19 protein-coding genes are annotated in these 22182 nt (G+C 65.9%); 12 read left to right on the plus strand and 7 right to left on the minus strand.

Annotated features, from left to right (window positions below):
• Positions 1-53 precede the first annotated feature (53 nt).
• The 3 genes from GJV37_RS01285 to GJV37_RS01295 form a co-directional block, all read right to left on the minus strand.
• Positions 54-992 (minus strand): GGDEF domain-containing protein, encoded by a 939-nt coding sequence (locus tag GJV37_RS01285; protein ID WP_024767150.1) that lies wholly within the window; start codon positions 990-992, stop codon positions 54-56.
• Positions 993-1143: 151 nt separating this feature from the next.
• A complete protein-coding gene (locus GJV37_RS01290; protein WP_170860120.1) occupies positions 1144-3036 on the minus strand; it encodes an acyl-CoA synthetase in 1893 nt (630 codons plus the stop codon).
• Between the two features lie 31 nt (positions 3037-3067).
• Positions 3068-3721 (minus strand): alpha/beta hydrolase, encoded by a 654-nt coding sequence (locus tag GJV37_RS01295; RefSeq protein ID WP_065084189.1) that lies wholly within the window; start codon positions 3719-3721, stop codon positions 3068-3070.
• 513 nt (positions 3722-4234) lie between these two features.
• On the opposite strand from GJV37_RS01295, the gene GJV37_RS01300 reads away from it, so the two are divergent.
• The 5 genes from GJV37_RS01300 (at position 4235) to pcsA (ending at position 9508) form a co-directional block, all read left to right on the plus strand.
• Positions 4235-5263 carry an amino acid ABC transporter substrate-binding protein gene (locus tag GJV37_RS01300; RefSeq protein ID WP_024767153.1) on the plus strand — a complete coding sequence of 343 codons (1029 nt, stop codon included), beginning with the start codon at positions 4235-4237 and terminating at the stop codon, positions 5261-5263.
• Positions 5264-5381: 118 nt separating this feature from the next.
• Positions 5382-6566, plus strand: coding sequence for an amino acid ABC transporter permease (locus GJV37_RS01305; protein WP_170860119.1), 1185 nt, complete (start codon positions 5382-5384; stop codon positions 6564-6566).
• A 12-nt stretch (positions 6567-6578) separates the two neighbouring features.
• Positions 6579-7676 (plus strand): amino acid ABC transporter permease, encoded by a 1098-nt coding sequence (locus GJV37_RS01310; protein WP_024767155.1) that lies wholly within the window; start codon positions 6579-6581, stop codon positions 7674-7676.
• Positions 7677-7685: 9 nt separating this feature from the next.
• A complete protein-coding gene (locus GJV37_RS01315) occupies positions 7686-8462 on the plus strand; it encodes an amino acid ABC transporter ATP-binding protein (protein WP_024767156.1) in 777 nt (258 codons plus the stop codon).
• Positions 8463-8812: 350 nt separating this feature from the next.
• Positions 8813-9508, plus strand: a complete 696-nt coding sequence (gene pcsA, locus GJV37_RS01320) for a phosphatidylcholine synthase (RefSeq protein ID WP_089285729.1) — start codon at positions 8813-8815, stop codon at positions 9506-9508.
• Between the two features lie 37 nt (positions 9509-9545).
• Here pcsA and GJV37_RS01325 read toward each other — a convergent pair whose 3' ends face one another.
• Positions 9546-10502, minus strand: a complete 957-nt coding sequence (locus tag GJV37_RS01325; protein ID WP_038803580.1) for a GlxA family transcriptional regulator — start codon at positions 10500-10502, stop codon at positions 9546-9548.
• A 124-nt stretch (positions 10503-10626) separates the two neighbouring features.
• Here GJV37_RS01325 and GJV37_RS01330 point away from each other — a divergent pair, with 124 nt between their 5' ends.
• The 4 genes from GJV37_RS01330 (at position 10627) to GJV37_RS01345 (ending at position 13185) form a co-directional block, all read left to right on the plus strand.
• Positions 10627-11112, plus strand: coding sequence for a nuclear transport factor 2 family protein (locus GJV37_RS01330; RefSeq protein WP_193452100.1), 486 nt, complete (start codon positions 10627-10629; stop codon positions 11110-11112).
• A 70-nt stretch (positions 11113-11182) separates the two neighbouring features.
• Positions 11183-11884, plus strand: coding sequence for a glutathione S-transferase C-terminal domain-containing protein (locus GJV37_RS01335; protein ID WP_024762862.1), 702 nt, complete (start codon positions 11183-11185; stop codon positions 11882-11884).
• Entirely contained in the window at positions 11881-12186 is a 306-nt protein-coding gene (locus tag GJV37_RS01340) for a GIY-YIG nuclease family protein (RefSeq protein ID WP_024762863.1), read from the plus strand. Before GJV37_RS01335 ends, GJV37_RS01340 begins: the two co-directional genes overlap by 4 nt.
• 63 nt (positions 12187-12249) lie before the next feature.
• Positions 12250-13185 carry a glutathione S-transferase family protein gene (locus tag GJV37_RS01345; protein ID WP_084359449.1) on the plus strand — a complete coding sequence of 312 codons (936 nt, stop codon included), beginning with the start codon at positions 12250-12252 and terminating at the stop codon, positions 13183-13185.
• Here the strand turns inward: GJV37_RS01345 and GJV37_RS01350 are convergent.
• The 3 genes from GJV37_RS01350 to GJV37_RS01360 form a co-directional block, all read right to left on the minus strand.
• On the minus strand, positions 13166-14092 hold the full coding sequence (locus GJV37_RS01350) for a DUF4344 domain-containing metallopeptidase (protein ID WP_246228240.1): 927 nt from the start codon (positions 14090-14092) through the stop codon (positions 13166-13168). The two genes, GJV37_RS01345 and GJV37_RS01350, sit on opposite strands and share 20 nt — an antisense overlap.
• A gap of 277 nt (positions 14093-14369) precedes the next feature.
• A complete protein-coding gene (gene yejK, locus GJV37_RS01355) occupies positions 14370-15377 on the minus strand; it encodes a nucleoid-associated protein YejK (protein ID WP_084359451.1) in 1008 nt (335 codons plus the stop codon).
• A 115-nt stretch (positions 15378-15492) separates the two neighbouring features.
• Positions 15493-16857, minus strand: coding sequence for a TAXI family TRAP transporter solute-binding subunit (locus GJV37_RS01360; protein ID WP_170860117.1), 1365 nt, complete (start codon positions 16855-16857; stop codon positions 15493-15495).
• A gap of 133 nt (positions 16858-16990) precedes the next feature.
• On the opposite strand from GJV37_RS01360, the gene sbcD reads away from it, so the two are divergent.
• Genes sbcD through aac(6') form a run of 3 tightly spaced genes read left to right on the plus strand, consistent with a single transcriptional unit; the run spans position 16991 to position 22112 of the window.
• Positions 16991-18211 carry an exonuclease subunit SbcD gene (gene sbcD / locus GJV37_RS01365; RefSeq protein ID WP_193452101.1) on the plus strand — a complete coding sequence of 407 codons (1221 nt, stop codon included), beginning with the start codon at positions 16991-16993 and terminating at the stop codon, positions 18209-18211.
• A complete protein-coding gene (locus GJV37_RS01370; protein ID WP_193452102.1) occupies positions 18208-21657 on the plus strand; it encodes an AAA family ATPase in 3450 nt (1149 codons plus the stop codon). The genes sbcD and GJV37_RS01370 overlap by 4 nt, the downstream gene beginning before the upstream one ends.
• Positions 21657-22112 carry an aminoglycoside 6'-N-acetyltransferase gene (gene aac(6') / locus GJV37_RS01375; RefSeq protein ID WP_084359459.1) on the plus strand — a complete coding sequence of 152 codons (456 nt, stop codon included), beginning with the start codon at positions 21657-21659 and terminating at the stop codon, positions 22110-22112. The genes GJV37_RS01370 and aac(6') overlap by 1 nt, the downstream gene beginning before the upstream one ends.
• The last annotated feature ends 70 nt before the right edge of the window (positions 22113-22182 follow it).

Below are 22182 nucleotides of genomic sequence, written 5' to 3' on the forward strand. Positions count from 1 at the left end.
TTATTGGTGTTTTCGCTGGGTGAATCTAACAGACGGGCCAGTGCGGTGGGAGATCAGCCGCAGAGGCAGTTGCGGCCCTTCTGCTTGGCCTGGTAGAGGGCGCCGTCGGCGCGCAGGATCAGGCTCGGCAGGTTTTCCTGGATGTCCATCTCGGCCAGGCCCAGGGACACGGTGACGCCGGGCAGCACGCCCACCGGCGAATAGAAGGAAGTGACCTGTTCGAGGCTTTGGCGCAGGCGGTTGCCAATGCGCCGGGCTTCGTCGATGGCGATTTCCGGCAGCAGGATGACGAACTCCTCGCCGCCATAGCGGGCCATGCTGTCCTTGGGTCGCAACTGGCTGCGCAGGGTGTGGGCGACCAGGCAGAGGGCATAGTCGCCGGCCAGGTGGCCGTGCTCGTCGTTGTAGTTCTTGAAGTGGTCGACATCGAGCATGAGCATGCACATGGGCTGTTCGTTGAACGCGCAGCGCGTGCTCTCGCGGTCGTAGATGTGCTCCAGCCAGCGGCGGTTGAACAGCCCGGTGAGGGTGTCGATGTTGGCGTTCTGCTCGGTGTCGAGAATGATCCGGTTGCCCTCGCGGACCCGTTCGCAGAGTACCGAGAGCAGGTTCTGCATCACCTGCGGGGAGTGCTCGAACAGGCCGATCAGCGCCTCGCGGTGCAGGCGCAGCACGGTGGTCGGTTCGCTGGCGACGACGTAGGCGGAGGGATGGTCGCTGTCGATGAAGCTGATTTCGCCGGCGCAGTCGCCCGGATGCAGGGTGCTGACCGGCTGGTTGTCGAGCGAACCCAGATACACCGTCAGGTGCCCGGTGAGGACCATATAAAGGAAGTGGTTGCGATTGAAAGGCGACAGCAGAATTTCCCCGCGCTCCAGTTCACAGGCGCGGAAATCCTTGAGCAACTGCTCCAGATTGGCCGCCGCCACGTTCTGGAACAGGCGCAGGTGCTGGAGTTGGCGAATGTCCTCTTTCCACTGCGCGGCTTTCATGACGCAGCGGAAGTCGGATGGCGACTGATGATGTGCACGACTGACTCTCCCTGTAGTCCTCTTCGCACATTGAGCCATCAGTATTAGTCAGATTCGACTACTGGCAATTCGCAGGCAGCCCCGGCCGACCGGCGGTCGGCCGGGTGTTTCATCAGCTTTCCAGCCACTCCACATGCACTGCGTATCCTCCCAGTCGCTCGGCCAGTGCCGCGCGCGAGTCTAGGTCGAGGGCGCCGACGAACAAGCGAGCCTTATGACCCAGGCGGTCATCGGCGACCACCTCGATGCGTGGTGCCGGTGCGAGGTGGCGGGTTTCGTCCTCGAACACGCGACGAATGGCGTCCAGGCGCAGGGCGGGCTTGAAGGTCTTGCCGACCGCAGTGACGGGAATGACGTCCAGCAGCCAGACGTCCTTGGGCACCGCTGCGCGCTCGGGCACGTGCTGGGCGGCGTGTTCCAGCAGTTCCGCCTCGCTCACCTGCGCACCGGGCTTGAGCTGGATGTACACCACCGGCAGCTCGCCTGCCTTCAGGCAGGGTTTGCCGACGGCGGCGGCCATGGCCACGGCGGGATGGCGGTGCAGGGCTTCCTCGATCATCTGCGGGTCGATGTTGTGCCCGCCGCGGATGATCAGGTCCTTGCTGCGGCCGGTGAGCCAGATGTAGCCGTCGGCGTCGATGCGGCCCAGGTCGCCGGTGTTGAACCAGTCGCCGTCGACCCAGATGTCCTTGTTCTTGCTGGCCTGCAGGTAGCCCTTGAAGACGGTCGGCCCACGCAGGCAGATGTTGCCGATCTCGTCCACTTCGGCATCGCGCAGATAGTGGCCGTCGCCATCGAGGATCACCGACTTCAGTTCGCAGTAGGGCAGGCGCAGGCCGATGGAACCGGGGCGTCGCTCGCCGCCGCGCGGGTTGCAGCTGGTGCCGCAGGTGCCCTCGGTCATGCCGTAGCCTTCGATGATCGCCAGGCCCGTCTTCGCCTCGAACTGACGGATCAGCTCCACCGGCATGGGCGCCGCGCCACAGAGGGCGAAGCGCAGGCTGGAGAGGTCGTGCCCTTCACTGGGCACTTGCAGCAGGGCCGCGTAGATGGTCGGTACGCCGCTGAAGCTGGTGACCTTGTAGCGTTCCACCAGCTTCCAGAAGTCCTGAATCAGCGTCGGGTTGCGATAGCCCTGCGGGCCGGCCAGCAGGACGTGGCCGCCGCGCATGAAGGGCGCGAGACCGCTGACCATCACGCCATTGACGTGGAACAGCGGCAGGCCGCAGAGCAGTACGTCGCTGCCGTCGTAATCGGAGTTCAGGCCCATGATCTCGGCCATCGCCACTTCGTTGAAGTGGCTGTGCGGCGCGAGCTTGGGGGTACCAGTGGTGCCACCGGTGTGGAAGTAGGAGGCGACCTCGTCGGGGCCGATCACCCGGCCGCTTTCCAGGTGGTCGTCGGGGCACTGAGCGAGCAGCTCGTCGAAGTCCAGCACGCGGTCGGGCAGCTTACCGCGCTGGGCCTTGATCGCCGAGCGCTGCGGCTCCGGCAGCAGGTTGGCGAGGTCGACGGTGACGATGGCGCTGAGTTCGGGCAGGTGGTCGCGCAGCGCTGCCACCTTGTCCCAGAGCTCGGTGCCGGGGAAGGGGGCCAGGGTGACCAGTACACGGGAATCGGCGGCACGCACGAGCTCGGCGATGTGCCCCGGATCGAGCAGCGGGTTGATCGCGTTGACGATACCCGCCGCTTCGCCGCCCCAGATCACGTAATGGGTCTGCGGCAGGTTGGGCAGCAGGAACGACACCGAGGTGCCCGGCCGCACGCCCAGGCGATGGAAGGCGTTGGCCGCCTGGGTGACGCGGGAGAACAGTTCGGCGTAGCTGACCTGGATCGGCTCCTCGGCCGCCGAACCCTGCAGCAGGAAGCTCAGGGCGGTGGATGGGCCGAACTGCTGCGCCGAGCGGCGCAGCAGTTCGTAGGTGTTCGGCGGCAGGTCGCGGTCCTGCAGCGGGACCTGTTCCAGGGCTTGGACATCACGCAGGCTGCTGATCGGGGCGTTCATGCTTCTTCTTGTTCTCCGCAGGGTCAGGGGATCACAGGCGCTCCCGCAGCCAGGCGCCGATATCGCCGAGTTCCTCGTTGCTCACTTCGTGGCTCATCGGGTAGGTGCGCCACTGGGCGGGCACCTCGTTGGCCTGCAGGAAGTCGTAGGCGGCGCGGCCCATGGCCGGCAGCACCACGTCATCGAAAGTGCCATGCAGGCAGAGCGCCGACAGTTGTCTTTTTGTAGCCGGCAGGCTTATGCCTTCGCTGAATGTCGGGCCATAGGTGGAGAGCGCCATGACCCCGCCCAGTTCGCCGTTCCAGCGCAGGTAGCCGGTGTGCAGCACCACGGCCCCACCCTGGGAAAAGCCGGCGAGGATGATGCGCTTGGCCGCGATGCCCTGCTCGATCTGCCCCTGGATCAGCGCGATCACGCTGTCGGCCGAGGCCTCCAGCTGCGCTTCGTCGATGGCGCGCGCCGGGGCCATGGCGAGGATGTCGTACCAGCTCGGCGCGGGCATGCCGTTGAACACAGTGACCGGGCGGGTCGGCGCCTGGGGCAGGATGACGCGCGTCGAGGTGAAGCTGCGCTGCAGCATCCGTGCTACCGGTTCGAAGTCGTAACGATCGGCGCCCAGGCCGTGCAACCAAATGACGCAGGAGTCGGCGCTTTGGGCGGGTTCGAGGATCAGTGGCTGGGTCATGGAGGCTCCAGGATGGGGCAGGCGCTCTAGGATGGGGCGCCGCGTTCGGAATAGGGTGGAGAGGCGATGCAAGAAGATGTCGCATGGCCATAACTTGTGGGACTTGACTGCACGAAATCGAAGGAAGGTTCCTGGGCTGGTACGCCACTTGCTATCACTGCTTCCAGGCTGTGCGGCCCCACTTCCGGTAACACTCTACCGACCCCATCCGGAAAGCTGTACCGGAAGTGGCGCCGCGAATGCCTTGGGCTGCTTCAGGGCCCGTCGCACCGGCCGCGGTCAACGGCCGGTGCGACGGGCCTTCGCCTTCACACGCAATGATCCCTTGATAACCCGTTCCAGTGCGCACCACCTGCGCGCTCGAAGGTGTGTTCGCGGCTTCCGATAGGTTTTTAGGAGCCGTCTAGACTCACTTTCAGGTCTCCATCCCGTTAGATGTCTTGCTGGTGCCTCACGAGGGTACGGCGGTGGAACCGGGACTCCAAAACACTAAAAAAGCAACGGAGAAGATCGATGAAGATGGTGAAATCCACCCTGGCAGTGCTGACCACCGCCGCCGTATTCGGTGTCAGCGGGCTCGCCCACGCCGGCGCCACCCTGGATGCTGTGAAGAAGAAAGGCTACGTGCAGTGCGGTATCAGTGACGGTCTTCCGGGCTTCTCGTACGCCGACGCCAAGGGCCAGTACAAGGGTATCGACGTCGACGTCTGCCGCGCCGTGGCGGCTGCCGTGTTCGGCGATGCGACCAAGGTCAAGTACAGCCCGCTGACCGCCAAGGAGCGCTTCACTGCGCTGCAGTCCGGCGAGATCGACATCCTCTCGCGCAACACCACCTGGACCAGCTCGCGCGACAGCGCCATGGGCCTGAACTTCGTCGGTGTGACCTACTACGACGGCCAGGGCTTCCTGGTGAACAAGAAGCTGGGCGTGTCCAGCGCCAAGGAGCTCGACGGCGCCACCGTGTGCATTCAGGCAGGTACCACCACCGAGCTGAACCTGTCCGACTACTTCCGCTCCAACAACCTCAAGTACACCCCCATCACCTACGACACTTCCGACGAGAGCGCCAAGTCGCTGGAGTCCGGCCGTTGCGACGTGCTGACCTCCGACCAGTCGCAGCTCTATGCCCAGCGCATCAAGCTGGCCGCGCCGGATGACTATGTGGTGCTGCCCGAAGTGATCTCCAAGGAGCCCCTCGGCCCGGCCGTGCGCCAGGGTGACGAGGAGTGGTTCGACATCGCCCGCTGGACGCTCTTCGCGATGCTCAACGCCGAGGAGCTGGGCATCAACTCGAAGAACGTCGAGGAGCAGGCCAAGAGCACCAAGAACCCGGACGTCGCGCGCCTGCTCGGCGGCGAGGGTGACTATGGCAAGGACCTCAAGCTGCCCAAGGACTGGGCGGTGCAGATCGTCAAGCAAGTGGGTAACTACGGCGAGATCTTCGACCGCAACGTCGGCGACGGCAGCGAGCTGAAGATCAAGCGTGGCCTCAACGCCCAGTGGAACAAGGGTGGTCTGCAGTACGCACCGCCGGTGCGCTGACCTGACCCGTTCCGGCGCCCGGAGTGTGGGCGCCGGACTGTTTCGAACGACGTGAAGCCTTCCGGGCGGCCACGGGCGTAGCCCCGTGGTCGCCCGGCGGCCTTCCGAGAGGGCTTACATGCAGAATTCCGTCAAGGCCCAGCGCCCGCGGGGGGTATCGATCAACGATCCCGTCGTGCGCGGCTGCGCATTTCAGATCATCGCCGTCATCTTCGTCGTGGCGGTCGGCTGGTTTCTCTTCGACAACACCCAGACCAACCTGGCCCATCGCGGCATTCAGTCCGGTTTCGGCTTCCTCGACCACAGCGCCGGCTTCGGCATCTCCCAGCACCTGATCGACTACAGCGAAAGTGACACCTACGGACGGGTGTTCATGGTCGGCCTGCTGAACACCCTGCTGGTCACGGTGGTGGGCATCTTCTTTGCCACCGTCCTGGGCTTCATCCTCGGTGTGGCGCGGCTGTCGCCGAACTGGCTGATCCGCAAGCTGGCGACCCTGTACATCGAGACGTTCCGCAATATCCCGCCGTTGCTGCAGATCTTCTTCTGGTACTTCGCCGTGCTCGGCCCGCTGCCTGGCCCGCGGCAGAGCATCAGCTTCGGCGACCTGTTCTTCGTCAACAACCGCGGCCTGCAGATGCCCGCGCCGATCGCTGCCGACGGCCTCGGCCCGTTCATCGTCGCGGTGATCCTGGCGCTGGTTGGCTGGGTGGTGATCTGGAAGTGGGCCAAGGCCCGTCGCCATGCCACCGGCAAGGCCTTCCCGGTGTTCCTCAGCGGCCTGGCGCTGCTGGTGGTGCTGCCGGGCCTGGTGTCGCTGGTCGCCGGAGCGCCGTTCCACTGGGACGTGCCAGTGCTGCAGGGCTTCAACTTCCGCGGCGGCTGGGTGGTGATCCCGGAGCTGGTGTCCATTGTCCTCGCGCTGTCGGTCTACACCGCCGCCTTCATCGGCGAGACGGTGCGCGCCGGCATCCAGGCGGTCAGCCATGGGCAGACCGAAGCTGCCGGCTCCCTGGGCCTGCGTCCGGGGCAGACCCTGCGCCTGGTGATCATCCCGCAGGCGCTGCGGGTGATCATCCCGCCGCTGACCAGCCAGTACCTGAACCTGGCGAAGAACTCCTCGCTGGCCGCCGCCATCGGCTATCCGGACATGGTTTCGCTGTTCGCCGGCACGGTGCTCAACCAGACCGGCCAGGCCATCGAAACCATGGCCATCACCATGAGCGTATACCTGGCCATCAGCATCAGCATTTCGCTGCTGATGAACTGGTACAACAAGCGCATCGCGCTGGTCGAGCGGTAGAGGGAGCAGACCATGACAACTCATACCTTCAAGCCCGACCTGCCGCCACCAGCGATGAGCGTGGGCGTGCTCGCCTGGCTGCGCGCCAACCTGTTCTCCAGCTGGTTCAACACCCTGCTGACGCTGGTCGGCATTTACTTGGTCTACCTGATCCTGCCGCCGCTGCTGGAGTGGGCGATCATCAAGGCCGACTGGACCGGCAGCACCCGCGCCGACTGCTCCCGCGAGGGCGCCTGCTGGGTGTTCATCGGTTCGCGCTTCGGCCAGTTCATGTACGGCTTCTACCCCGAGGAACTGCGCTGGCGCGTGGACCTCACCGTGCTGTTCGTGGTGTTCGGCGCGGCGCCGCTGTTCCTCAAGCGCTTCGCGTACAAGGTGAAGTACGGCCTGTGTTTCCTGGTGGCGCTGCCGATCGTGGCCTACTGGCTACTGCACGGCGGCTTCCTGGGGCTGGAAACCGTGCCGACCAGCGCCTGGGGCGGGCTGATGCTCACCGTGGTGATCGCCGCGGTCGGTATCTGCGGGGCGATGCCGCTGGGCATCCTGCTGGCGCTGGGGCGGCGTTCGAAGATGCCGGCGATCAAGGTCATCTGCGTCACCACCATCGAGTTCTGGCGTGGTGTGCCGCTGATCACCGTGCTGTTCATGTCCTCGGTGATGCTGCCGCTGTTCCTGCCCGAAGGCATGAACCTCGACAAGTTGCTGCGCGCCATGGTGATGGTGGTGCTGTTCGAGGCTGCCTACATCGCCGAGGTGGTGCGCGGCGGCATGCAGGCCATCCCCAAGGGGCAGTACGAAGCCGCGGCCGCCATGGGCCTGGGCTACTGGCGGACCATGGGCCTGGTGATCCTGCCGCAGGCGCTGAAGCTGGTGATCCCCGGCATCGTCAACACCTTCATCGCGCTGTTCAAGGACACCAGCCTGGTGATCATCATCGGCCTGTTCGACTTCCTCAATAGCATCAAGCGCGCCACCGCGGACCCGGCCTGGCTGGGCATGGCCACCGAAGGCTATGTCTTCGCGGCAGTCGTCTACTGGATTTTCTGTTTCGGCATGTCCCGCTACTCCATGCACCTGGAGCACAAGCTGGACACCGGCCACAAGCGTTAGGAGTTCATCATGTCTGAAGCCACCAACAAGACCGCACAGCCGGCCATCGGCGATCACGTGATGATCACCATGAAGGGCGTGAACAAGTGGTACGGCCAGTTCCACGTGCTCAAGGACATCAACCTGGAGGTCAAGCAGGGCGAGCGCATCGTGCTCTGCGGGCCGTCCGGTTCGGGCAAGTCCACCACCATCCGCTGCATCAACCGCCTGGAGGAACACCAGCAGGGCAGCATCGTGGTCGACGGCACCGAGCTGACCAACGACCTCAAGCAGATCGAGGCGATCCGCAGCGAAGTCGGCATGGTGTTCCAGCACTTCAACCTGTTCCCGCATCTGACCGTGCTGCAGAACTGCATCCTGGCACCCATGTGGGTGCGCAAGATGCCCAAGCGCCAGGCCGAGGAAGTCGCCATGCATTACCTGGAGCGCGTGCGCATCCCGGAGCAGGCGAACAAGTTCCCCGGCCAGCTCTCCGGCGGCCAGCAGCAGCGAGTGGCGATCGCCCGCGCGCTGTGCATGAAGCCGAAGATCATGCTGTTCGACGAACCGACCTCGGCGCTTGACCCGGAAATGGTCAAGGAAGTGCTCGATACCATGATCGGCCTGGCGCAGAGCGGCATGACCATGCTCTGCGTGACCCACGAGATGGGCTTTGCCCGCACCGTGGCGAACCGGGTGATCTTCATGGACAAGGGCGAGATCGTCGAGCAGGCGCCGCCGGATCAGTTCTTCGACAACCCGCAGTCGGATCGGACCAAGCTGTTCCTCAGTCAGATCCTGCACTGATACAGCGTTTTCTGTAGGAGCGAGCTTGCTCGCGAACGAGTTTCCCGGCCGCGACAGTGCTGGGCGGTTCGCGAGCAATCTCGCTCCTACAAAGATTTGACGTCTTTCTCTGTGTTACCGGACCGACCCCGTCACGCTCGTCTCCCACGATGGCAAGCGCACGCCGCAACGGCGTATGCTGCCCACTCCACCGCGCAAACCGGCGGCATCGCGAAAAGCCGGCTGAACTCGGCTCCCCATCGGTGTTCCCATGTGCAGTGGTTTGTCAGGGATGGGCTACCGTTTGAGGTAGCTCCCCTGCATCCGCCGTCCAAAGGAAGAGAGCCGACGTGAACCTGATCCTATCGCCAATGAACCTCAGCAAAGCCAAGGCCTGGAGCGCCCACGCGGTGACCTCCAGCGGTGTCATCCTAGCGCTGCTCGCGCTTCTGGCGCTGGTCGACAACAGGCCGCAAGCCTGCCTGCTGTGGCTGGGCGTGGCGCTGCTGGTGGATGGCCTGGACGGCACCCTGGCGCGCAAGTTCGACGTCAAGGCGGTGCTGCCACACTTCGATGGCTCGACCCTGGACCTGGTGATCGACTACCTCACCTACGTCTTCATCCCCGCGATCTTCATCTACCGCTACGTGCCGCTGCCGGTGCATACCGAGCTGCTGGCGGTGGGGGTGATCCTGGTGTCCTCGCTGTTCTGCTTCTGCAACGTCAACATGAAGAGCAAGGACAACTACTTCGTCGGCTTCCCGGCCGCGTGGAACGTGGTGGCGGTGTACTTCTTCGTGCTCGACCTGCACCCCTGGGTAAGCTTCGTCACCGTGCTGGTGCTGGCTGCGCTGACCCTGACCCGCATGAAGTTCCTGCACCCCTTCCGCGTGCGCCAGTTCATGCCGTTGAACATCGCCGTGACCTTCGTCTGGATGCTCAGCAGCGCATTGCTGATCCTCCAGCAGCCGGTCGACCAACCCTGGTTGCTGGGCCTTTGGTTCGCGGCTTCGGCTTACTTCGTTGGTGTCTGCGTCTGGCGTACGGCGGTGGAGTGGTTCCACTGATCGCGGAATCACAATTGACTTCCACGGCAAACGCCGCTTATGCCTGCCTCCCCAGCAGCCTCTGCCGGAAAGCTCCCGGCGTTTCCCCGCACACCTGCTTGAACAGACGCGCGAAGCTCGCTCGGTCGGCGTAGCCGACATCACTGGCGATGCGTTCCAGCGAGCGCCCCGGATCGCCCAGCGCTTCCTGTGCCGAAGCGATACGCAGGCGCTGCACATAGTCGTTCGGCGACATCCCTACCTGCTCGCGAAAGCGCCGCAACAGCGTGCGCGTGGAGCAGTGCACGCGCTGCGCCAGGCCGGAGAGGTCGAAGGGTTGTGCGTAGTTGTCCTCCAGCCAGGCCAGCAGCGGCTCCAGCGGTGAGCCGGCCGGCAAGGGATCGGGCAGTAGCGGCGTGAAGCGTCGTTGGCGGCCTCGCCCGTGCTCGAACACCAGGGTCGCCGCCGCGCGCCGCGCCAGGGCGGCGCCGGCATGGCACTCGATCAGGTACAGACACAGGTCCAGCCCGGCCTGGGCGCCGCCGGAACAGAACCGACCGTTGTCCTCGGTACACAGGGCGTCGATGTCCAGCCGCACCTGTGGATAACGCTCCCGGAAAGCCGCCTCCAGCGCCCAATGCGTGGTAGCGCGACGACCATCCAGCGCGCCGGATTCGGCCAGCAGGAAAGCGCTGCTGCACAGGCTGCCAAGTTGCACGCTGGCAGGGGCGTGACGCAGCCAGGCAAGCAGTGGCTGATTGGCGGCGAAGGTGGCGTCGATATCCGCGCCGGTGGCGGGAATCAGCAGCAGGTCGCAGCCGGCGGCGAGATCGAGCCCGCCCTCCACCGCCACGCGGCCGAAGGACAGGTCCACCGGCTCACCCTCGGCACTGACCCGCAGTACCTCGAAGTGGCGTTCGCCCGCCAGGCGGTTGGCGAGGTGGAAGCTGTCCATGGCCAGGCCAAGGCTGGAACACAGGGTTTGCGGGCAGACGAACAGGGCTATCCTGAACATGGCGTCTCACTGTGCTCGTGTAAGAAACTTGGCGCTATTGATCATAATGTTGTCCATAACGCCAATCGTGTCCAGTCGAGCCCTTGGGGATACTGCGCCCATTGCCCACCGACACGAGCACACCATGGCCCATCCCAATGTCCAGCTGATCGAACGTTTCTACCAGGCCTTCCAGCGCCGCGACGGCGAGGCCATGGCCGCCTGCTACAGCGCCGATGTGCAATTCAGCGACCCGGTCTTCACCGACTTGCACGGCGCCGAGGCCGGGGACATGTGGCGCATGCTCACCGCTCGCGCCCAGGACTTATCGCTGACCTATGAGGGCGTCGAGGCGGATGGGCAGCGGGGTTCGGCTCGCTGGGTGGCGTCCTACACCTTCACCCAGACCGGTCGGAAAGTGACTAATCACATCCGGGCACATTTCCACTTTCGCGACGGATTGATCTGTCAGCATGTGGACAGCTTCGATCTGTGGAAGTGGTCGCGCCAGGCCCTCGGCGCCAAGGGAGTCTTGCTGGGCTGGGCGCCGCCGGTGCAGGCGGCGATCCGCGCGCAAGCCGCCAAAGGCCTCTCGGCCTACCGCGCACAACGAGCAGCGAAGGCCGGATAGAGGGCTTTCGGGCTCGCCCCTGGCGGCGGGATAGGCTTAAATGACAGGCGACTGAGAACCGGACACCGCCATGATCACTCTTTTCCAGTTCCCGCCCGCCTTCAACGTACCCAACGTCAGCCCCTTCTGTCTGAAGCTGGAGACCTTCCTGCGCCTTGCCGGGCTGGAGTATCAGGTCAAGCCCGTGATGGACCCGCGCAAGGGGCCCAAGGGCAAGCTGCCGTTCATAACGCTGGACGGCAAGGCCATCGCCGATACGGCGATCATCATGCGTACGCTGCAGCAGTACTACGAATTCGACCTGGACGCGGGGCTCGACGCCCGTGGCCGCGGTTGGGCGGTATCGATCACCCGTCTGTGCGACGAGCACCTGGTGCCGCTGCTGGTGTACTTCCGCTGGCTCGACGAACAGGGCTTCCGTCAGGTGAAGGATGTGATGCTGCGCGGCATTCCCGCGCCGCTGCGGCCGGTAGTGGGCACAATGCTGCAGCGCAAGATCCGCGGCGACCTGAAGGGGCGCGGCCTGCTGCGCCATAGCCGCGACGAGCTGCTGGGCTTCGCCCGCGACGACCTCGAAGCCCTCGACGGCATGCTCGGCGACCTGCCGTACTTCGGCGGCGCCCAGCCTTGCAGCGCCGATGCGGCCACCTACGGGGTGCTGGCCAACCTGATCCTCAGCACCCTGGAAACGCCGCTCAACGACATGGCGCGCAGCTATGAACGCCTGGTCGGCTACTGCGACCGCATGCAGGCGCGGGTCTGGGCGTCGTGACCGCGGCCGAACCCAAACCCTGGTTCGTCTACCTGGTGCGCGCCGAGAATGGCGCGCTTTACTGTGGCATCAGCGACGACGCCCAGCGCCGATTCGAGACCCATCGCACCGGCAAGGGCGCGCGCTTTTTCCACTCCAGCCCGGCCCAGGCGCTGGTCTACGTCGAGGCCTGCCCCGGCAAGGGGGACGCCCTGCGCCGTGAGCGCGCGATCAAGGCGCTGACCAAGAAAGCCAAGGAGCGCCTGGTACTGGCCAATCCGTTCGTCATCAACGCCGTGGATGTCGTCCCATCCGAGGGATGAGGTAGGACTCGCGCGAAGCACGGGTTAAGCTGCCGGACCACTTTCCGGCCGCTGGAGCCCACCATGTCCGAGCTGATCCTGCACCACTACCCGACTTCGCCGTTCGCCGAAAAGGCGCGCCTGATGCTGGGCTTCAAGCAGCTGCCCTGGCGCTCGGTAACCATCCCGCCGCTGATGCCCAAGCCGGACCTGATGCCGCTCACCGGCGGCTACCGCAAGACGCCCGTGTTGCAGGTCGGCGCCGATATCTACTGCGACACTGCGCTGATCGCCCGCCGCCTGGACCAGGAAAAGGCCGTGCCCGCCCTGTTCCCGGAAGGCCACGAATTCACCGTTGCAAGCTTCTCGCTGTGGGTCGACTCGGTGGTGTTCCAGCATGCGGTCAGCCTGGTGTTCCAACCCGAATCCATTGCCATGCGCTTCGGCAAGCTGCCGCCGGAGTTCCTCAAGGCCTTCGTCGCCGATCGCAGTCAGCTGTTCAGTGGCGGCACGGCCAGCAAACTGTCGGCCGAGCAAGCCAAGCACCAGTGGCCGACCTTCATGGCGCGAGTCGAGCAGCAACTGGCCCGCGAAGACGGCGATTTCCTGTTCGGCGAACCTTCGGTAGCCGACCTGTCCCTCGCCCATTGCCTGTGGTTCGTCAAGGCCACGCCGGTCACCTCACCGCTGGTGGACGCCTATCCGGCGGTCAGTGCCTGGCTCGCTCGTGTGCTGGGCTTTGGCCATGGTGCGCCGAGTGAAATGAGCAGCGAAGAAGCCATCGCCGTGGCGCGCGACAGCCAGCCAGTTGCACTGCCCCAGGAGGACTTCGTCGATCCCAACGGCTTCACACCCGGCCAGCGCGTGGTGATCGCCGCCACCGACTACGGCTGCGATCCGGTGGAAGGCGAGTTGGTGCACGCCGGGCTGGAAAGCCTGATCCTGCGCCGCGAGGACCCGCGCGCCGGTACGGTGCATGTGCACTTCCCTCGCGTCGGCTTCAGCATCCGCCCGGCCTGAGCCCGGCCGGGCCGGGGCACTGCCGCGTCACCGGGGTGCGCAGGCGTGGCAGGTTCTCGGCCATTTCGCGGAAGTGCTGCAGGCGCTCGTAGCAGAGCGCCATTTCCCCGCTGTTGCTGTTGTACCAGGCATCCGGCGCGCCGCAGCTGACCAGCTGGATCGTCAGCGGACGCGGCGGGCGGAACAGCCGGAACACCTCGTCCACCATGCGTTGCAGATGATCGCCGTCACGTAGCAGGGCGATCAGCGGCAGCGTGCTATCGCGGTCCACCGCCGGCGTGTCGTAGTTCAGACGCAGCGCCGCGCGGTGCTGGATCGACGGATGCCGCCGCGCGTGGCGAATCCACTCGAACGCCTTGCTGGCCTGCAGGAACTCCTGGTCGCAGTAGACGGCACGTTCGTAGGGCAGCCCGGTCAGGGGCGGCAGCCAGTCCAGGCGCGCCATGTCGCTGCCGTAGAGCAGGCAGGCGATGTTGTAGTAGCGCTGTTCGTCCAGCGGATGGCTGTCCCAGGCCAGCACCTGGTCCGGCGGCGGCTTGGGTGTCTGCCATTCCAGGCGCCAGTAATCGGCGATGTCCAGCAGGCGCGCGTCCACCTCGTCGCGCGGCAGCTTCGCGTAGAGGCGGAACAGCAGGATGAAGCCGAGCTGGTCCGCCGCGTCCTCCTCGCGTCCGAGGACCGGAAGGTCGTACTCGGCGATCAGCATGTGCCCCATCTCGTGCATCACGCTGAATTCGGCGTTGGCCAGCACGAAGCGCGCGACGTTGGGTGTGAGCGGCTGCGGCGTCGGGGCAGTGAAAAGGAGGTTGGCGCAGAGCAGCAACAGCAACGCGAGGTACGAGCAGTGCATCCGGGGATGCCCGGAGAGCGGGGACGCTACGACAGTGAAGGCGTGCAAGGCGGGCATGGCGGCCACCGCGAGCGAGAGGCGCCTGATTTGACTCTAGCAGCCGCACCGCGCGGGCTGCGGGGCGTTTTGTCGGAAGTCCGTGCCGCGCTCGTTTGAGTCCTCTGTCCTGCAGGCTCATGAGCAAGAACTGGGCGCCCCCCTCGCTCCTGCAGTTCGCCGGAATGCCCGGTGGGCTTTTTTAGAGGAGCGAGCTTGCTCGCGAACCGCCCTGCGCCCAATCGTCACGGACAAAAAAGCCCATCGCGAGATGGGCTTTCTCATGGGGGAAAAATCGTCAGTCCTTGCGGCGCTTGAGCTGGTCCTGCAACTGCGTCGGCAGACCGCGGATGATCAGCATGTCGCGCTCCTCGTCGTACTCCACCTTGCTGCCCAGCAGATGCGCTTCGAAGCTGATCGACAGCCCTTCGGCGCGACCGGTGAAGCGGCGGAACTGGTTGAGGGTGCGCTTGTCCGCCGGAATTTCCGGCGACAGGCCGTAATCCTTGTTGCGGATGTAGTCGTAGAAGGCGCGCGGTGCCTGGTCGTCCATCAGCTCGGAGAGCGCGTCGAGGGCCATCGGCTCGCCGATCTTCGCCTGGCTGGTGGCGTAGTCCACCAGCACGTCGGTCTTCTCGCGGGCCTGCTCTTCGGGCAGGTCTTCGCTTTCCACGAAGTCGCTGAAGGCCTTGAGCAGGGTGCGGGTCTCGCTCGGCCCGTCGACGCCCTCGGTGCAGCCGATGAAGTCGCGGAAGTAGTCCGAGACCTTCTTGCCGCCCTTGCCCTTGATGAACGAGATGTACTGCTTGGACGTCTTGTTGTTGCGCCATTCGGAGATATTGATCCGCGCAGCCATGTGCAACTGGCCCAGGTCCAGATGGCGCGACGGGGTGACTTCCAGCGCCTCGGTGACCGCCACGCCTTCGCTGTGGTGCAGCAGGGCGATGGACAGGTAATCGGTCATGCCCTGCTGGTAATGGCAGAACAGCACGTGGCCGCCGGTGGAGAGGTTGGACTCTTCCATCAGCGTCTTCAGGTGTTCCACCGCCTGCTTGGAGAAGGCGACGAAGTCCTTGCCGTTGTCCAGGTACTCGCCCAGCCAACCACTGAACGGGTAGGCGCCGGACTCGCCCTGGAACAGGCCCCAGGCCTTGTTCGGCTTGGCGTTGTAGCTCTCGTTGAGGTCGGCCATCAGGTTCTCGATGGCCTGGGAGTCGCCCAGCTCGGCATCGCGCGCATGCAGCGTCGCGGGGTTGCCGTCGGGCTTCTTGTCGATCAGGTGGACGATGGCGTGGCGAATCGGCATGGCGGACCCGGATGTTCAGTGCCGGCGGCGCCGCGCGCATCGAAGCGGCGGCGGGGCGGGCGGATTGGAAAACGCCAGAGTTTACCCGACAAGGCGCCGGGATGCGCGACGCCGGTCAGTCCGCCGCCGGTGCCAGCCCCTCGTCGCGCTCGCGCCGATTGCGGCGCAGCTGGCGCAGGCGGCGGATCACGTAGTTCAGGTGCAGGTGCAGCTCGTACAGCTCGTTGTAGTAGGACAGCGGCACCTCGACCTTGGCCAGCTCGGCTTCCAGTTGTTCCAGGCGTTCGATTTCGGTGCTCAGCTCGGCGCTGCCGGTACGTTCGTCCAGGCGCCGGTCGATTTCGCGCAGGTAGCGGTACCAACGGTAGATGCGCGCGCGGATGCGCCAGCGGTACAGCGGGCCGATGGACTTGAGCAGCGGGATAAGGATTGCGATGAAGGGAATCAGCAGGATGATGTAGCGGTCCGCCAGCGAGGCGATGCGGAACGGCAGGAAGCGCTGCAGCAGCGGCGGGCCACTCTTGTAGTAGCGCTCGGCATCTTCCTGCAGGGCCAGGGTGCGCGGCTCGGCGCTGGGGAAGGCGCCGGCCGGGTCGAGCAGGGTGCCGCTCTTCATCACGGCTCGCGCGGCCTCCAGGATCAGCGGGGTGAGCGCCGGGTGGAAGTCGCCATTGACCACCAGGGTGGCAACCGGCGAAAGCGTAGCGAGGTCCTGGTCGGGCACGTTCTGCGCGAGGTTCAGCAGGCCCTCGCTGACATCGACGCGCTTGAGAAAGGGAATCCGCGCCTCGTACGCGTGGGCACGGCGAAAGCCGGTGAGCGTGAGCTCGGGGCTGGCCGCCAGGCGCTGCACCAGCGGGTTCTCCGCCGGGCCGACGAAGAAGGCCGCGTCCAGCTGGCCGGCCAGCAGTTCGTTGGCCACCGCGTTGCCGCCGCGCGCCTGCCAGCCTGCCGGCAGGGGCGCGGTGGGAATCTCGTTGGCCTTGAGGATGGCCTGGGTCACCGCTTCGGTGCCGCTGCCTTCGCCGCCGATGGCGACGCGCAGGGCGAGCAGGTCGGCCAGGCGATCGATCTTCGCCTCGCGGCGCTGGAACAGCCACAGCGGCTCCTGGAACATCGCGCCGAGGGTTTGCAGGTGCTCGCGCTGCTTGGGTTCAAGCTGCTGCTCCTGGCCGCTCTGCACCAGTGCCAGGTCCACACCGCTCTTGCCGTCCAGCAGCTTGCCCAGGTTTTCCCGCGAGCCGGCGGTGCGTACCAGTTGCAGATCGAAGCCCTGCTTGGCCAGCTCCTCCTTCAGTCGCTGGCCGAACACCGCGTAACCGCCGCCCGGCGCACCGGTGGCCAGGGTCGCGCTCATCGGCGGCGGCGGGGCGACGAAGTAGAAGACGGCGGCGACCAGTGCAGCCAGCACCGGCACCAGCCAGAGGTTGGCGCGGACCAGGATGGCGAGGTCCTTGAGCATGTTCAGAAGGCGTTGCATGGGAAGTCCTTGTGACGACGTGCTGTCCTGAAAAGATAGCCAGCCTGTGCGGCGGCGGCCGGCGAATCCGCCCCCGATGGAGCCTTAACCGCTATCATCCCCAGCTTCGAAATACGGCTGCGGACTTCACGGCATGCGCATTCTCCACACCTCCGACTGGCACCTGGGCCAGCATTTCATGGGCAAGAGCCGCGAGGCCGAGCACCAGGCGTTCTGCGCCTGGCTGATCGAACAGGTGCGCGAGCAGGCCGTGGATGCGGTGATCATCGCCGGTGACATATTCGACACCGGCGCGCCGCCCAGTTACGCCCGCGAACAGTACAACCGCTTCATCGTCGAGCTGCGGGATACCGGCGCTCGCCTGGTGGTATTGGGTGGAAACCACGACTCGGTGGCGATGCTGGAGGAGTCCCGCGACCTGCTCGCCTGCCTCGATACGCAGGTGATCGCCGCGGTCGGCACCGACCTCGAGCGCCAGTTGCTGGTGCTGCCGCAACGTGACGGCCAGCCCGGCGCGATTCTCTGCGCTATCCCCTTCATTCGCCCACGCGACGTGCTCACCAGCCAGGCCGGACAGAGTGCGCAGGACAAGCAACTGGCGCTGCAGCAGGCGATCCAGGCGCACTACCGCGAGCTGTTCGAGCGCGCCGAGGCGCAGCGCGAGGCCCTCGGCCGGCACCTGCCGATCATCGCCACCGGCCATCTCACCACCGTGGGCGCGAGCGCCAGCGAGTCGGTGCGGGAAATCTACGTGGGTACCCTGGAAGCCTTTCCCACCAGCGCCTTCCCGGCGGCGGACTACATCGCCCTGGGCCACATCCACCGGCCGCAGAAGGTCGGCGGCCTGGAACACATCCGCTACTGCGGCTCGCCCATTGCGCTGAGCTTCGACGAGGCGACACAGGGCAAGGAAGTACTGCTGGTGGACCTGAATGACAGTGGCCTGCGCAGCGTCACCGCGCTGCCGGTGCCGCGCTTCCAGCCGCTGAAATCGGTGTCCGGCAGCCTCGCCGAACTGCCCGCCGAACTGGCCCGCGTCGCCCGCGAAGGCAGTGCGGAGCAACCCGTCTGGCTGGAAGTCATGGTGCACACCGATGACTACCTGACCGACATCCAGCTGCGCGTCGAGAAGCTTTGCGAAGAACTGCCGGTGATCGTCCTGCGCACCCGCCGCGAGCGCGGCACCGCGCAGGCGGCGCTGTTCAGCGAAGCGAAGGAAACCCTCGACGAGCTGAGCCCCGAGGATGTGTTTCGCCAGCGGCTGGACGCCGAGGAACTGGACGCAGCGCTGCGCGAACGACTGACCGGGCTATACCGACAGGTCGTCGCCGACCTGCAGGAGGAACGCTCGTGAGAATCCTCAGCCTGCGCCTGAAGAACCTCAATTCGCTGAAGGGCGAATGGAAGATCGATTTCACTGCCGAACCTTTCGCCGGCAACGGCCTGTTCGCCATCACCGGGCCGACCGGAGCGGGCAAGACCACCTTGCTCGATGCCATCTGCCTGGCGCTGTACCACCGTACGCCACGCATGAGCGTGCTGTCGCAGAGCGGCAATGAGCTGATGACCCGGCATACTGCCGACTGTCTCGCCGAAGTCGAGTTCGAAGTGAAGGGGCAGCCCTATCGCGCCTTCTGGAGCCAGCGTCGCGCCCGCGACAAGGCCGAAGGCGCGTTGCAGGCGCCGAAGGTGGAGCTGGTGCGTATCGACCGCGCCTCCGGCGAAGGGCAGATCCTCACCGACAAGATCAACGACAAGCTCAAGCAGACCGAGACCCTCACCGGCCTTGATTTCGAGCGTTTCACCAAATCCATGCTACTGGCCCAGGGCGGGTTCGCCGCCTTCCTCGAGGCCAACGCCAACCAGCGCGCGGAACTGCTGGAGGAGCTCACCGGCACGGAGATCTACGGCCTGATTTCCCAGCGCGTCTTCGAGCGCACCCGTGAAGTTCGCGGCGCGCTGGACCAACTGCGCGCCCGTGCCGACGGCGTTGAACTGCTCAGCGCCGAACAGCGCGGCGAGCTGGAGCAGCAGGGGCGCGATGCTGCGGTGCAGGAAGCGGCTTTGCAGGCGCAGCAGTCGGCCCTCCAGGCGCAGCGTCGCTGGTGCGAAGACCTCAGCCGTGCGCAGCAGCAGGTCGAGCAGGCCGGCGCGAAGGAATCCGCTGCCCGCGAGGCGCTGGAGCAGGCACGACCCGATCTGCAGCGCCTGGCGGACAGCGAGCCCGCTGCTCGTCTGCAGCCCTTGCACCAGGCCTGGCGAAGCACCCGGGAGAATGTCGAACAGGGCCGCACGGCGCTGGAGGACAATCTCGCTCAGCAGACGCTCCGGCGAGAAGAGATCGCCCAGGCGCTGTGGGCGGCGAACCAATATGCTCAGCAATCGCAGGATGCATGCGAGGGCGAGCGCAAGGCCCTTGGCGAGCAGCGCCAGGAGCTGCAGGCGCGCCTGGCGCAGTACCCGCAGCGAGCGAAGCTGGGTGAGCTGCTCGGCGGCTGGCGGGCACAGTTCGCCCAGCGTTCGCGTCTGGCCCAGGCCATCGCCGACGTGCAGCGGCAGGCGCAGACGGCCGACCAGGCATTGCAGAGCGCGACGACACAACGGCAGACCCTGCAAGGCAACGTCGCCTTCATGCGGCAGCAGGTCGAGTCGGCGGGCGCGCAGGAGAGCCAGCATCAGCAGCAGCTCTCGGCGTTGCTGGGTGGCGCTACCGAAGGTGAGCTGCGTGAGCGGCAGCAGCACGGGCAATTGCACAGCCGCGGGCTGGACCGCCTGGAGCAACTGGCCCGGGCCCGCGCCGAGGCCGCCGCGCAACTGGCGCGCTGCCAGCCGGAGCTGGACGCGCTGCACCAGCGCAAGGCCGAGCGCGAAACGGTTATCGTCGCGTTGCGCGAGCGTTATCAGACGACCAAGCAGCAGGTTGCCGACAAGGAAAAGCTCCTGCAGCAGGAACAGCGCATTCACCAGTTGGAGCACCTGCGTGCGCAGTTGCAGCCCGGCGAGGCGTGCCCATTGTGCGGCTCACAGGAGCACCCGGCGGTGGCGGCCTACCAGGCGCTGGATGTGTCCTCGACACAGGCGGCGCTGGAGCAGGCGCGCCAGCAATTGGCCGAGCTGGAAAGCGAGGGCATTGCCCTGCGTGGCGAGCTGGCCGGGCTGGAGGCGCAATTGCAGCAGGGGCAGCGCCAGCTGGACGAAGCGCGGGCCGCGTTGGTGCAGCATCAGCAAGCTTGGCAGCAACTCTGCGCGGAACAAGGGGTAGCGCTGGACGACGACCAGCAGCTCCACGCCGAACGCGAGCGCCACGAGGCTTCGCTGACGGCATTGTTGCAGCAGCTGAAAACCCTGGAAGAGCACCGGCACCAGCTCCAGCAGGCACAACAGCAACGCCAGCGCGCCGAGCGCGATCACGCCGAGGCCGTACAGCAACTGGCGCTGTTCGACCAGCAGCAAACCCATGAACGCCAGCGCCAGGAAGAGCGCGCGCAGCAGCTCGCGGCCCAGCGCGCGGACCTGTTACAGCAGGACCAGGCGTTGGCCGCCGCACTCGGCGAGCTGGGCTACAGCGTGCCGGAAGACGGCGAGCAGTGGCTGGCCGAGCGCTCGGCAGAATGGCAGCAATGGCAGCAGGATCAGCAGCGCAGCCAGGAGCTGGCAGCCGCTGAGCGGGATGCCGAACAGGCTGCCCGCACGGCGCAACAGCTCGCCGCGCAATGGCAGCAGCGCTGGCAGGCCGCCGGCTTCGATGCGCGCCTGCCTCTGGTGATTCACGTGGCGCCGCAACAGGCACTGGTGCAGGCCGAGGAGCAACTGGCGGCCGCCCAGCGCCAGGCCGATGCCTTGCGAGGCCGTGAGCAGTCGCTGAGCGAGCGGCAGGAGCAGGAGCAGGCACGTCTCGCCGAACACCTGGCGAGCTGGCAGCAGGCGCTGGCGGCGAGCCCCTTTGTCGACGAGTCGACCTATCTTGCCGCGCTGCTGGACGATGCCCAGCGCAGCGAACTCAGCCAACTGCGCCAGCGCCTGGAAACGGCAATTACCGAAGCCGTCACCCTGCGTGCCGCTGCTGCGCAGGATGTCGAGCGCTTGCAGGCAGAACCCCACGGCGAACTGCCGCTGGAGGAACTCGACCTGCAATTGCAGGCGCTCGCTGCGCAGTTGCGCGAGCTGGGTCAGCGCCAGGGCGAAATCCGCGCCCAGTTGCAGGGCGACGACAACCGTCGCGCCAGCCAGCAGAGCCTGTTCGCGGATATCGCCAAGCAGGAGCAAGAGCACGATCTCTGGCAGCGCCTCAACAGCCTGATCGGCGCCTCCGACGGCGCGCGTTACCGGCGCTTCGCCCAGGGCCTGACCCTCGATCACCTGGTGCACCTTGCCAACCGCCAGTTGCAGCGCCTGCATGGACGCTACCAGCTGGCGCGGCGCAGCGATGGCGAGCTGGAGCTGGAGGTGGTGGATACCTGGCAGGGCGACACGGCGCGCGACTGCAAGACGCTGTCCGGGGGCGAGAGCTTCCTGGTCAGCCTCGCGCTGGCGCTGGCGCTGTCCGACCTGGTCAGCCACAAGACCAGCATCGACTCGCTGTTCCTCGACGAAGGTTTCGGCACCCTCGATGGCGAGACCCTGGAAGTCGCGCTGGATGCCCTCGACAGCCTCAACGCCACGGGCAAGACGATTGGCGTGATCAGCCACGTCGAGGCACTGAAGGAGCGCATTCCGGTGCAGCTCAAGGTGCACAAGGGCGTTGGCATGGGCTACAGCCAGCTCGACCAGCAGTTCCGATTCGACCCGGAGAAAGCCTGATGGGCCTCTCCGTGCACCGCTGCGAAGAACGGGATCTGCCCGACTGGATCGAGCTGCGTCTGCAACTCTGGCCGGGCGATCATGCAGACGCGTTCGTTGCGGAGGCGCGGGACATCCTCGCGCAGCCGCAACGCCACGGCGCCTGGCTGGCCCGCGACGAAAAGGGCAGGGCGCTGGGGCTGGCGGAGGCCTCTGTGCGCAGCGATTACGTGAACGGCACGGAAGGCTCGCCGGTGTTGTTTCTGGAGGGCATCTACGTCCGCGAAGACGCCCGCCGGCAAGGCGTGGCGCGGGCTCTGGTGGGCGTGGTGCAGGCTTGGGGCGGCGCGCTCGGCTGCCTGGATTTCGCTTCCGATGCGGCGCTCGACAATACCGACAGCCATGCTCTTCATCGTGCCCTGGGCTTCATCGAAACCGAGCGTGTCGTGTACTTCAGAAAGCCGCTGCGGGGTTGATCCACATCAGGAGGAACGCGAGCGCGGCACTGCGGTCAACTTGCAATCGACGTCAGGCGAGATAGGCTCA

It is taken from the genome of Pseudomonas nitroreducens (assembly GCF_010994165.1).
GTDB lineage: Bacteria > Pseudomonadota > Gammaproteobacteria > Pseudomonadales > Pseudomonadaceae > Pseudomonas > Pseudomonas nitroreducens.